Origin of the sequence: Pseudoalteromonas sp. S1727, from assembly GCF_005886375.1 — a bacterium.
Classification (GTDB): domain Bacteria; phylum Pseudomonadota; class Gammaproteobacteria; order Enterobacterales; family Alteromonadaceae; genus Pseudoalteromonas; species Pseudoalteromonas haloplanktis.
In genome coordinates, this window is the sequence record NZ_PNDT01000076.1 from 13,913 (window position 1) to 26,591 (window position 12,679).

Genomic DNA, 12,679 nt, shown 5'->3' on the forward strand with positions numbered 1-12,679 from the left:
GGGATTATTTTATTTATTACTTTATCGTTGCCCTTAAAGCTAAAAACCCAGCCTAAGCTGGGTTTTTATTTGAGCTAGATGGTTCGGGGGATGATCACATCATGCCGCCCATGCCACCCATACCGCCCATGCCACCCATATCAGGAGCGCCAGCTTCATCTTTTGGGATTTCAGCTACCATGGCTTCTGTGGTGATCATAAGACCTGCAATCGAGCCCGCAAACTGTAGTGCAGAGCGCGTTACTTTAGTTGGATCTAGGATACCCATTTCAATCATGTCGTTGTATTCGCCAGTTGCTGCGTTGTAACCGTAGTTACCTGTGCCGCCTTTAACTGCGTTAATAACAACAGACGCTTCGTCACCTGCGTTAGTGACGATTTGACGAAGTGGTGCTTCCATCGCACGTAGTGCTACTTTAATACCGTGGCTTTGGTCTTCGTTGTCGCCAGTTAATGCAGCTAGCTTGCTAGCAGCACGTACTAGTGCAACACCACCACCCGGTACTACGCCTTCTTCAACCGCTGCGCGAGTTGCATGTAATGCATCTTCAACGCGGTCTTTTTTCTCTTTCATTTCGATTTCAGTAGCAGCACCTACTTTGATCACTGCAACACCGCCGGCAAGTTTCGCCATGCGCTCTTGTAGTTTCTCTTTATCGTAGTCAGACGTTGCTTCTTCGATTTGTGCTTTGATTTGTGCAACACGACCATTAATGCCGTCTTCTTCGCCAGCACCGTCGATGATCGTTGTATCATCTTTAGTGATCACAACGCGTTTAGCAGTACCTAAGTCTTCTACCGTTGCTTTTTCAAGTTCAAGGCCAATTTCTTCAGAGATAACCGTACCACCAGTTAATACTGCGATATCTTGTAGCATTGCTTTACGACGGTCGCCAAAACCAGGCGCTTTAACTGCTGATACTTTAACGATACCGCGCATGTTGTTAACAACTAGCGTTGCTAGTGCTTCGCCTTCAAGGTCTTCAGCGATGATCAATAGTGGCTTGCTTGCTTTAGCAACGGCTTCTAATGTAGGTAGTAACTCACGAATGTTAGATACTTTTTTGTCTACAAGTAGAATGAATGGGTTGTCTAATTCAACAGCGCCTTTTTCTGCGTTGTTGATGAAATATGGCGATAGGTAACCACGGTCAAACTGCATGCCTTCTACAACATCAAGTTCGTTCTCAAGTGATTGACCTTCTTCAACAGTGATCACACCGCTGTTACGGCCTACTTTTTCCATTGCTTCTGCAATGATGTCGCCAATTTCTTTGTCAGAGTTAGCTGAAATAGTACCTACTTGTGCGATTGCTTTTGCATCAGCACATGGAACAGAAAGTTCTTTAAGTTCAGCAACTGCTGCGATGATTGCTTTATCGATACCGCGCTTAAGGTCCATTGGGTTCATGCCCGCCGCAACCGCTTTTAAGCCTTCGTTAACGATAGATTGTGCTAAAACAGTGGCAGTAGTTGTACCGTCACCCGCTGCATCATTTGCTTTAGATGCAACTTCTTTTACCATTTGCGCGCCCATGTTTTCAAACTTGTCTTCAAGTTCGATTTCTTTTGCTACAGATACACCATCTTTAGTGATCACTGGAGCGCCAAATGATTTGTCTAATACTACGTTACGACCTTTAGGGCCTAACGTTACGCGAACTGCATTTGCTAAGATGTTTACGCCAGCTAGCATTTTAGCGCGTGCGTCACCTGCAAAAAGTACTTCTTTTGCTGCCATGATTGTTTCCTCTAAATTCTTAAATGTTTGTTAAACGAAAAGTAGGTTTAGCCTACAATGCCTAAAATGTTGTCTTCACGCATGATCAGGTACTCTTGACCTTCGATCTTTTCAGCTTTTTCAACATACGAGCCGAATAACACAGTGTCACCGACTTTAACTTCTAATGCTCTCACATCACCGTTATCTAGAGTACGGCCATTACCAACAGCGACAACTTCTCCGCGTGTTGATTTCTCAGCAGCAGAGCCAGTTAATACAATACCGCCAGCAGACTTGGTTTCTTCTTCTAGACGCTTAACGATTACGCGATCATGTAAAGGACGAATGTTCATTTGTTTAGTTCTCCTAACAGTTTCTGAACAGGACAGAAAAAAGTTTTGTGTGTACCAAAGCTATTAAATCGTTTTGTTTAATAGCCTAGGATTAGTTGTACTCAGTAATGGGGGTGTTGCAGAAAAACCCAAGAGAAAAAAAGTAAAATTTTTTAATCTTTTCTCTCATACTCACCGTCAATGGTGGTTGGCTCACTCATTTTACGAGGTTCTGATTCTGAATAACTGTGTTGACTAAAAGAGGATGGCCCGTGTTGCATACCGGCACTCATACGCACAGTTGCTTGGCTGGCAAGGCCGGTAGCTAATTTATTGCGAATGGCTGGAGTTAATAACAAAAAGCCAAATACGTCGGTCATAATACCTGGGGTTAATAATAAAACACCGGCGATGATCACACATAATCCAGTAAATAATTCTTTGGCTGGCATTTGCCCTTGGGCCATTTGGGTTTGCACATTTTGCAGTGCGCCCATGCCTTGCTGTCTTACTAATTTGGCACCTAATATTGCAGTGATAACCACTAAAGCAATAGTGGCAAAGCCGCCGATCACATCGGCCACTTGGATCAATAGAGCGATTTCAACAATCGGCACGAGAATAAATAACAAAAATAAAAATCTAAACATAAGGCTCTCTAAATTGTGCTCACGTAAAGTCGTGATGAAATATTAATATGGGTGACTCGGTCTATTTTCAAGCTTAGTGAGAAAGCCACTCTGGCTAACTACACTTTGCTTTGGCTATCAGCTACTATGGGGTTGGGCAGAGCAATCAACTAAAGGTTCAATATGACGACGCATTTTCGAGTTATTTTTACAACTTGTGCAAATGTAAGTGAAGCACGTTCGATGGCTGAGCAGCTAGTTAAAATGAAACTCGCAGCCTGTGTAAACATTCTTCCTAATATAGAGTCTGTTTATATGTGGCAAGGAGACGTAAGCTATGCAACCGAAAGTAAATTAATAATAAAAACGAAATCTGAAAAAATGAATGAAGTGTTCCAAACTATTAAACAGTTACATAGTTACGACGTTCCGGAAATACAGGTCATTGACGTGGCCACGGGCAATTTAGCCTACTTTAATTGGATGGATGAGGTACTTAATTAATGCGTTGTTTTCTTTTCTTGCTGTGTGCGTTTTTGTTGTTTCCTACACAAGCTGCTAATAAAAACTTATTGAGCGATTTATTGCAGCCCGCTGAGCAAACTTTTTTACCCGTTGACCAAGCGTTTACATTTGATTTTGACCAACAAGGTAGCACCCTCTTTATTGGTTGGGATATTGCTCCAGGTTATTACCTTTACAAAAAGAAGTTAGAGATCATTGGAAAAGGGGCTGATATTACAGTTCCTGAGCTTGGTAAAGGGGTGGTTATTGAAGACGAGTTTTTTGGCAAAACAGAGGTGTTTTTTGACTCCTTAAGTGTAGTCAGTAAACTGAGTAATGTAGCGAGCGGTGGTGTAGTTAAAGTTCGTTATCAAGGTTGTGCGGAGGCAGGCCTTTGCTACCCGCCTGAAATCATCACCATCCCATTAAGTGTGATTGCTGGTGAACTAGCGACATCTGAACAGGCAGCAGACACGGCAACTGCAAGTAATGCATTGGCGGCACTTAATGCAGAGTCGCCAGCTTTAGTAACGAATGACACTGCATTAAATAACGTGCCTGAAAAAGAGTTAAACTTTACCGAAAAACTGGCTTCACAAGGCCTGCTTGCTAATTTAGCTATTTTCTTTTTAGTGGGGATAGGGCTTGCTTTTACGCCGTGCGTATTTCCAATGTTTCCTATTTTGTCTAGCCTAATTGCAGGTCAACAAAACCTCTCGACTAAAAAGGCTTTTGCACTATCGTTTGTATATATCCAAGGGATGGCAGTCACGTATGCCGCATTAGGTTTGGTTGTTGCTTCTTTGGGTGGCCAAGTGCAAGGTTACTTGCAACACCCTTATGTACTGATCAGCTTTAGTTTGTTATTTGTTTTGTTGGCTATGTCGATGTTTGGTTGGTATGAAATAAAACTACCAAGCAGCATGATGAACAAATTAACTCAAGTGAGTAACAATCAAAAAGGCGGCAATTATATTGGTGTATTCTTGATGGGCGTGTTGTCTGGCTTAATCGCGTCACCTTGCACTACTGCGCCGTTATCCGCAGCATTATTATTTGTCGCACAAAGTGGTGATTACCTCGTCGGCGGCTTAACTTTATATGTATTGAGTTTAGGTATGGGCATACCCTTGTTACTACTTGGTACATCTGGCGGTAAATTATTACCAAAAGCAGGTGGTTGGATGGAGCAAGTTAAAACCCTATTCGGTTTTATCATGCTAGTTGTACCACTTATATTACTTGAACGTATTGTTGATTTTGACATCATATTATTGATGGCGGGTTTATTGGCGCTGGCTACTGCGTTGTATTTACATCATTGGCAAAGTAGCCAAAGCCAAGGCAAGCTAAAAACAGCATTGTGGTTTGCCGCTACGTTACTAGTAATTACTGGGGCTAACTTAACGAAAAACTATCTATGGCCAACAACACTAGTTGCTAGTACCGCAAATAGCGAGCAAAAGGAACATGGCTTTAAATTAGTTGCTGACTTAGCTGAGCTGCAACAAGCAATAGAGGATGCAAGCAGTGATGGTCGCCTTGTGATGGTTGATTTGTATGCAGATTGGTGTGTTGCGTGTAAAGAATTCGAAAAATACACCTTTCCTGACACTAAAGTGCAGGGGGAGTTTGCAAATTTTGAACTGCTAAAAATAGATTTGACCGAAAGTGACGACACGACAATTGCAGTAATGGAAGAGTTTACTGTATTCGGTTTACCAAGCATTTTGTTTTTTGATACAAAAGGTGAAGAGCTTGCCGCGCAGCGTGTGACGGGCTTTTTAAACGCGAAGGACTTTGCTGAGCATTTAGTTGATGTAAAAAATAGCGCTAAATAAACATTTTTTACACAGCTGTTTTAAACGCCACTTTACATGAGTGGCGTTTTTGTTTGTGTGGTCACTTCTAGTGATTAGACCAGTATTTTGCTGCTATTTACATCGAACTGACTATAATAGGTGGTTAACGTGAGAAATAGTTGCTATTTTAGTTTTCTCCCCTTACATTTTAAGGGGGTTTCTAATCAAAATGGCTTAACTCATTATTTATAGGATTATCGCGTATTATGGCTGCAAAATTTAAACTTTTAGTTATAAATGGCCCTAACTTAAACATGCTAGGTAAGCGTGAACCAGAAAAATACGGTTCACACACACTTAGTGAGATTATGAGCGAACTAACAGAGCTTGCTGATGGTCTAGATGTGGAATTAACGCATTTTCAAAGTAATAGTGAGCAAGCTTTAATTGAGCGTATACACAGCGCTTGGCAGGCTATTGATTACATTATTATCAACCCAGCGGCATTTACGCATACAAGCGTGGCTTTACGTGATGCATTACTGGCGGTTGATATCCCGTTTTATGAAGTGCATTTAACTAATGTGCACGCACGGGAAGCGTTTCGTCATCATTCATATTTTTCTGATGTGGCGCAGGGCGTGATATGTGGATTAGGTGCAATGGGTTATCGCGCAGCACTTGAAGCGGCGGTAAATCGATTGCAAAACGCAATTTAATTTTAAACTAACAAACTAATAGGCGGGTTGTTCATGGATATTCGCAAGATCAAAAAACTAATTGAACTAGTAGAAGAATCAGGTATTGCTGAATTAGAAATCACTGAAGGTGAAGAATCAGTACGTATTAACCGTAATAACATGAGTGCAGGTCCTGCTTACGCTCCACAATATGCTCCTCAGTATGCACCAGCTCCAGCAGCGGCGCCAGCACCTGCAGCTCCAGTTGCAGCCTCTGAAGCAGCAGCGCCAGCTGCAGGCCCAACGGGTCATCAAGTATTATCACCTATGGTTGGTTCTTTCTATGCAGCTGCTTCTCCAGAAGCACCGGCATATGTTGAAGTAGGCTCACAAGTTAAAGTGGGTGACACGCTGTGTATCATCGAAGCGATGAAAATGATGAACCAAATTGAGTCAGATAAAGCGGGCACAGTAAAAGCTATTTTAGTTGAAAATGGCGAGCCAGTAGAATTTGATCAACCGTTATTCATCATTGAATAATAGCGTAACCTAATAAGGCCAACTCTTATGTTAGATAAAGTAGTCATTGCAAACCGAGGTGAAATTGCACTTCGTATCTTGCGCGCCTGCAAAGAGCTTGGGATCAAAACGGTTGCTGTGCATTCAACGGCGGATCGCGATCTTAAGCATGTATTGCTTGCAGATGAAACAATTTGTATCGGTAAACCTGCTGCAACAGAAAGTTATTTAGATATTCCGCGAATTATCGCGGCTGCTGAAGTAACGGATGCTGTTGCTATTCACCCAGGTTATGGTTTCCTTGCTGAAAACGCTGATTTTGCTGACCAAGTTGAACAAAGTGGTTTCGTGTTTATTGGTCCTCGTGGCGATACCATTCGCTTAATGGGCGACAAAGTATCAGCAATCGAAGCTATGCGTAAAGCGGGTGTTCCATGCGTACCGGGCTCAGACGGCCCTGTATCGGATGATAAAGAGCGCAATATGCAAATCGCTAAGCGCATTGGTTATCCTGTGATCATCAAAGCCGCTGGTGGCGGTGGTGGTCGTGGTATGCGCGTAGTTCGTAGCGAAGCTGAGTTAATTAATTCAATTGCACTTACTCAACAAGAAGCGAAGCAGTTCTTTGGTAATAGCATGGTTTACATGGAGAAATTCCTTGAAAACCCACGCCATATCGAAGTTCAAGTATTAGCTGATGGTCAAGGTAATGCAGTTCACTTAGGCGAGCGTGATTGTTCAATGCAGCGCCGTCATCAAAAAGTGGTTGAAGAAGCGCCGGCACCAGGTATTACTGCCGAAGTACGTAAGTTCATTGGTGAGCGCTGTACGCGAGCATGTATCGAAATTGGTTATCGCGGTGCGGGTACGTTTGAGTTCTTATACGAAAATGGTGAGTTCTATTTCATTGAAATGAACACCCGTATTCAGGTTGAACACCCTGTAACTGAAATGGTCACTGGTGTTGATTTAATCAAAGAGCAGCTAAAAATTGCTGCTGGTCAACCATTGTCATTCACGCAAGATGACGTTGTTATTCGTGGTCATGCCGTTGAATGTCGAATTAATGCTGAAGATCCTGAAACGTTTATCCCGTCACCGGGTAAGATTACCCGTTTTCACCCAGCCGGTGGATTAGGTATTCGTTGGGACAGCCATATTTATGCTGACTACACAGTACCACCACATTACGATTCAATGATTGGTAAATTGATCACTTATGGTGAAAACCGTGATGTCGCGATTGCTCGTGCTCGTAACGCATTGAATGAGCTTGTGATCGATGGTATTAAAACTAATACGCCATTACATAAGCGCATCTTAGCAGATGAAAACTTCCAAAATGGTGGTACTAACATCCACTATCTTGAAAGAAAATTAGGGCTGTAACCCTAATTATGAAAAAAACCGGCAACTTTGCCGGTTTTTTTGTGTCAGATGATCGCCGACTCGCCTTAAAAAAATAATCTGGTATGATTAACAGGTTATCGTTTTTAATACTATCCATGAGGTAAGAATGGCGCACACTGTTGGTTTTCAACTCGCAGATGAAGCTGCAACGGTTAAAATGGGCAATCAACTTGCAGAATTAATGGAGCAAGGTGCAGTTATTTATTTACATGGTGATTTAGGGGCGGGTAAAACTACTTTAACACGTGGTGTGATCCAAGGCTTCGGTCATCAAGGTAAGGTTAAGAGTCCAACTTATACGCTTGTGGAACCTTATGAATTGGCAACGGCCAACGTTTATCATTTTGATTTATATCGCTTAGGCGACCCAGAAGAGCTGGAATACATGGGGATCCGCGATTACTTCTCTCCCACAGCTATTTGTGTGGTGGAGTGGCCGGAGAAAGGCGGTGAGTTTATCCCAACGCCAGATCTAGATATTACGTTGCGTTATGTCGGCGAGGCACGAGAAATTGAAATTAAAAGTATTAGTCCGCGTGGCGATAGTATTGTAGAAAAAATCAGTTCATATTGAATAACAACAAATAATAAAGGGTGTAGTGTTACCTATGTGTCGAGCAGTCATAAAGTGGATGTGCGGGTTTTTGCTGTTAGCAATCAGCACTAGCCTCTATGCACAAAATACTATCAATAGTGTACGGGTTTGGCCATCGCCAGACAGTACTCGTGTAGTGTTCGACTTAACGGATAAGCCAGACTTTAGTTACTTTATGCTGAAAAACCCACTGCGTTTAGTGGTTGACTTAGAAAACACAAATCAAATAAAAGATTTACCAGCGATCCCAAATAAACATCAAATTGTTAGTAAGTTACGTTATTCCAAAGCAAAAAATAGCAAAGCTGTCAGGTTTGTATTTGAGCTTACAGGACCAGTAAAGCCCGTTATATTTGCTTTAGCCCCAACTGGGCCTTATAAAAATCGATTAGTGGTGGACTTATATGACAAAAATCAAGCAGAACCCGCTGTACCTAGTAGCAATGTTGCAGTTAAAAAGCGTGAGCTAAATCAGCAGCGTGATATTGTTATTGCCATTGATGCAGGACATGGTGGCGAAGACCCCGGTTCAATTGGTCCGTCAGGTACTTACGAAAAAGATATTACATTACAAATTGCTAAACGCTTAGAGCGCATGATTGATGCTGAGCGCGGGATGATTTCACGGATGGTGCGTAGTGGCGATTACTTTGTAAAACTCAATACCCGTACCAGCCGAGCAAGGCAGAAAAAAGCTGATTTCTTAGTTTCAATTCATGCTGATGCATTTACGAGCCCACAACCAAATGGCGCTTCTGTTTGGGTGCTATCGCTGCGTCGGGCTAATTCAGAAATAGGTAAATGGATTGAAGATAAAGAAAAACACTCAGAGCTACTAGGCGGTGCTGCTGGGGTTATTAAAGACACCGCCAGTGAAAAGTACCTAGCCCAAGCTCTGTTAGATATGTCGATGGATCATTCAATGAAAACCGGCTTTAGCGTAGCAGAGGGGATGGTGCAAGAGCTTAAAAAAGTGGCTAAATTACATAAAAAAGAGCCGCAAGCCGCCAGCCTCGCAGTGTTAAAATCGCCAGATATTCCGTCAATATTGGTGGAAACGGGGTTTATATCGAATCCACGTGAAGAGCAATTACTAAAAAGTGCTAACCACCAAGAGCGCTTAGCAAAAGCAATATTTACCTCAATCAAAAGCTATTACTTAAAAAATCCACCCGATGACTCACTGTTTGCGTCGTTGAAGTCGCAATACCCGACTAAGCACAAAGTGCGTCCCGGCGAGTCTTTAAGCTTGCTTGCCAGTCGTTATGGCGTATCAGTTAGTAAGCTTAAGCAAGTCAACAAACTACAATCTAATACCTTGTTTATTGGTCAAGAGTTAGATATTCCACAAAGCTAAAATCGTTAGGATCTCTATGAGCATTGAAATATTACCCGCGCGATTAGCTAACCAGATTGCAGCGGGCGAAGTTGTTGAAAGACCCGCATCGGTTGTCAAAGAACTGGTTGAAAATAGCTTAGATGCTGGCGCAACACGGATTCAAATAGATATTGAGCGAGGCGGCCATAAGCTTATTCGTATTCGTGATAATGGTTCGGGTATAAATAAAGACGAGCTAACGCTTGCGCTTTCTCGCCATGCAACCAGCAAATTAAAGTCGCTTGATGACTTAGAGAATATTTGCTCACTGGGTTTTCGTGGTGAAGCACTGGCATCAATTAGCTCGGTATCACGATTAACACTGAGCTCTAAAACCAAAGAGCAAGAGGCCGCGTGGCAAGCGTTTGCTGAGGGGCGTGATATGGCAGTGCAAGTAAAGCCTACAGCGCACCCTGATGGTACGACTATTGAAGTTAAAGACTTATTTTTTAATACTCCAGCCAGACGTAAGTTTTTACGCACTGAAAAAACCGAGTTTACCCATATAGATGAATTAATAAAGCGCATTGCTTTGAGCCGTTTTGATGTATCTATTACGCTTACTCATAACGACAAAGTGGTACGTCAGTATCGGGCTAAAATGGATCCCGCACAGGCGATTACGCGGGTAGCCCAAGTGGCTGGCAAAGCCTTCGCTGAACAAGGCTTGTATATTGAGTCAGGAGAGGCGGGTTTACAATTACATGGTTGGGTGTTGCCCGTAGGCTCTGCAAATACCACACAATATACCTATGTAAATAATCGCATGATGCGCGATAAGTTGATTTTACATGCTATTCGTCAAGCATTTGAGGAAGTTGCAGGGCAAGAAGAACTCCCCGGCTTTGTTATTTATATAGATATAGACCCACGACAAGTTGATGTAAACGTGCACCCTGCAAAGCACGAAGTGCGTTTTCATCAAGGACGTTTAGTGCATGACTTTATCTTACAAGCGATTAAGCAGGTTGTAGTACCATTACAAGAAGAGTTTGTTGATCATCAAAGCTCGCAACACGGGGTGTTAGAAAGCCCTCACCGTAGCGCGCCATCACAGTACGTGAGCCAGGCAGCGAATGAGTTATTGGATTACCCTAAGTCAAACCTGCAATCATTTGAAAATAGCCACAGTGGAGCATCGTCTTCTTCCTCTCGAGGTGGTGGGTATGCAGGAACAAACGGTAGAACAAACCAAGCGAATCATCATGATGTCAGTGCATTTTATCAAGGTGTCAATGAGCAGCATGCTAGTCATTTTGACAAACCAACGAGTACCCCAATCGAGTTGCCGACATCTAATCAGCAGCAAACAGCACAGTCATTAATAATACAAAGTGATGGTGGCTGCGTGTTTAAGCAACAACAACAGTTGTACTGTTCACACTTTAAATATCTATTAGTGGATGATTGGTTAGAGTTGATAGCAGAGCACGGTCACCTAGAAGGCAAAGCGTTGTTGTTACCTGTGCGAGTCAATATCAGTAAAGAAGATAGTGCGCGCTTAACGCAGCAACAATCTTGGTTTACTTTACTGGGCTTTGAGTTATTGATTGAAAAGCAATTTGTGATGGTGAAAAAGCTGCCGCAGAGTTTATATTTGCTTGATGTAAGCCAAGCGATAGATGCCTTAATAAAAGCAACGCAAGCTGAGCTTGAGAGCATTGAGGATTGGTTACACTGGCAACGAGGGAAAATACCGCAACGCTTTTATGCGAGCCAAGCATTTGCAGAGGATGTTGTGCGTTTGCAAAATAATCCACAAACAATTCAGCGCTTAGCTGCAAAAGCGGTTAAAATAGATTTAAATCATTTCTTAGTGCAATTAGATTAAGGTCGTTGAGTTGAGTAATTTACCTGTCATTTTTTTAATGGGCCCAACAGCTGCGGGGAAAACTGCGTTAGCTATTGATTTATGTCAGCATTTAAAAACAGAAATAATCAGCGTCGATTCAGCCTTAGTGTACAAAGATATGGACATAGGGACGGCAAAGCCGGATGCACAAGAGCTTGCACTTGCGCCACATCACCTAATTGACTTAATAGATCCCAGTGAAAGTTACTCTGTTGCTGATTTTCGTCGTGATGCGATTGAAAAGATTGACCAATTTCACCAACAAGGTAAAGTGCCAGTATTAGTTGGTGGTACAATGATGTACTTTAAATCATTAATAGATGGATTATCGCCACTGCCAGAAGCCTGTCCAGTCATTAGGGCTGAACTCGAGCAGCAAGCTAAATTGCATGGTTGGCCAGCACTTTATAAAGAACTGCTTGGTATTGATCCACAAGCGGCAGAAAAAATGAGTGAAAATGACTCTCAGCGTATTAATCGTGCGTTGGAGGTTTACCGCTTAACGGGTAAAACCATGACTGAGCTGCAAAAAAGTAAGCAGCCAAGTTTACCGTATACGTTCCATCAATTTGCTATTGCACCGGATGATCGTGCCGACTTACACGAACGTATAGCACAAAGATTTAAAATAATGCTTGAGCAGGGGTTTGAAAATGAAGTTTCATCCCTATATCAACGTAAGGATTTACACCCAAACTTACCTTCTATTCGTTGCGTGGGTTATAGACAAATGTGGGATTACATTGCTGGCGAAACTGATTACGATGAAATGGTGTTTCGCGGTATTGCAGCAACACGACAGCTTGCTAAACGTCAATTGACGTGGTTAAGAGGTTGGCCCGATGTAACGTGGTTAACAACGGGTGATGAAGAAAACTTGCAACGTGTTGTAAGTTCGCTAAGCTAGTAGTAGTTGAAATTTTTTAGCTTTGTTAAATGAGTTCAGCCACTTAATTATAATAACACCTAGAACGAAGGAAAATAACATGGCAAAAGGCCAATCGTTACAAGACCCATTTTTGAATGCGTTACGTCGTGAGCGTATTCCAGTATCAATCTTTTTGGTTAATGGCATCAAACTACAAGGTAAGATCCAGTCATTTGACCAATTTGTTATTTTACTCGAAAACACCGTGAACCAAATGGTGTATAAACATGCAATTTCGACTGTAGTTCCTGCTCGTGCTGTTAACTTCCAAGGTATTCAAGGAAGCGAAGACGGTGAAGAGCCAGAAGTTGGAAATTTTTAAATTAG

The 12,679-nt window shown here is 42.3% G+C and carries 13 protein-coding genes; 10 read left to right on the forward strand and 3 right to left on the reverse strand.

Going from position 1 to position 12,679, the window contains the following annotated elements; all coding sequences use genetic code 11:
* Positions 1-94: 94 nt before the first annotated feature.
* The 3 genes from groL to CWB85_RS15930 all read right to left on the reverse strand — a co-directional run bounded on the left by groL (position 95) and on the right by CWB85_RS15930 (position 2,705).
* Positions 95-1,741, reverse strand: coding sequence for a chaperonin GroEL (groL, locus tag CWB85_RS15920; RefSeq protein ID WP_016709117.1), 1,647 nt, complete (start codon positions 1,739-1,741; stop codon positions 95-97).
* Positions 1,742-1,788: 47 nt separating this feature from the next.
* The gene (locus CWB85_RS15925; protein ID WP_016709118.1) at positions 1,789-2,076 is read right to left on the reverse strand and encodes a co-chaperone GroES; all 288 of its coding nucleotides are present in this window, start codon (positions 2,074-2,076) and stop codon (positions 1,789-1,791) included.
* Between the two features lie 152 nt (positions 2,077-2,228).
* Entirely contained in the window at positions 2,229-2,705 is a 477-nt protein-coding gene (locus CWB85_RS15930) for an FxsA family protein (protein ID WP_138555422.1), read from the reverse strand.
* A 162-nt stretch (positions 2,706-2,867) separates the two neighbouring features.
* Between CWB85_RS15930 and cutA the strand changes: the two genes are divergently transcribed.
* The 10 genes from cutA to hfq all read left to right on the forward strand — a co-directional run bounded on the left by cutA (position 2,868) and on the right by hfq (position 12,674).
* Positions 2,868-3,188 carry a divalent-cation tolerance protein CutA gene (gene cutA, locus CWB85_RS15935; RefSeq protein ID WP_138555423.1) on the forward strand — a complete coding sequence of 107 codons (321 nt, stop codon included), beginning with the start codon at positions 2,868-2,870 and terminating at the stop codon, positions 3,186-3,188.
* On the forward strand, positions 3,188-5,029 hold the full coding sequence (locus CWB85_RS15940; protein ID WP_016709121.1) for a protein-disulfide reductase DsbD: 1,842 nt from the start codon (positions 3,188-3,190) through the stop codon (positions 5,027-5,029). The genes cutA and CWB85_RS15940 overlap by 1 nt, the downstream gene beginning before the upstream one ends.
* A 227-nt stretch (positions 5,030-5,256) precedes the next feature.
* Positions 5,257-5,709 carry a type II 3-dehydroquinate dehydratase gene (gene aroQ, locus CWB85_RS15945; RefSeq protein ID WP_138555424.1) on the forward strand — a complete coding sequence of 151 codons (453 nt, stop codon included), beginning with the start codon at positions 5,257-5,259 and terminating at the stop codon, positions 5,707-5,709.
* A gap of 33 nt (positions 5,710-5,742) precedes the next feature.
* Positions 5,743-6,210, forward strand: a complete 468-nt coding sequence (gene accB / locus CWB85_RS15950) for an acetyl-CoA carboxylase biotin carboxyl carrier protein (protein WP_016709123.1) — start codon at positions 5,743-5,745, stop codon at positions 6,208-6,210.
* A gap of 27 nt (positions 6,211-6,237) precedes the next feature.
* Positions 6,238-7,578, forward strand: a complete 1,341-nt coding sequence (gene accC, locus CWB85_RS15955) for an acetyl-CoA carboxylase biotin carboxylase subunit (RefSeq protein WP_016709124.1) — start codon at positions 6,238-6,240, stop codon at positions 7,576-7,578.
* 127 nt (positions 7,579-7,705) lie between these two features.
* Complete coding sequence (tsaE, locus tag CWB85_RS15960) at positions 7,706-8,173, forward strand: tRNA (adenosine(37)-N6)-threonylcarbamoyltransferase complex ATPase subunit type 1 TsaE (RefSeq protein ID WP_029216173.1); 468 nt, start codon at positions 7,706-7,708, stop codon at positions 8,171-8,173.
* 34 nt (positions 8,174-8,207) lie between these two features.
* A complete protein-coding gene (locus CWB85_RS15965) occupies positions 8,208-9,551 on the forward strand; it encodes an N-acetylmuramoyl-L-alanine amidase (RefSeq protein WP_029216174.1) in 1,344 nt (447 codons plus the stop codon).
* Positions 9,552-9,567: 16 nt separating this feature from the next.
* Positions 9,568-11,403 (forward strand): DNA mismatch repair endonuclease MutL, encoded by a 1,836-nt coding sequence (gene mutL / locus CWB85_RS15970; protein WP_138555425.1) that lies wholly within the window; start codon positions 9,568-9,570, stop codon positions 11,401-11,403.
* 37 nt (positions 11,404-11,440) lie between these two features.
* Positions 11,441-12,331 (forward strand): tRNA (adenosine(37)-N6)-dimethylallyltransferase MiaA, encoded by an 891-nt coding sequence (gene miaA / locus CWB85_RS15975; protein WP_050901589.1) that lies wholly within the window; start codon positions 11,441-11,443, stop codon positions 12,329-12,331.
* A gap of 79 nt (positions 12,332-12,410) precedes the next feature.
* On the forward strand, positions 12,411-12,674 hold the full coding sequence (gene hfq / locus CWB85_RS15980) for an RNA chaperone Hfq (protein ID WP_016709128.1): 264 nt from the start codon (positions 12,411-12,413) through the stop codon (positions 12,672-12,674).
* Positions 12,675-12,679: the final 5 nt, after the last annotated feature.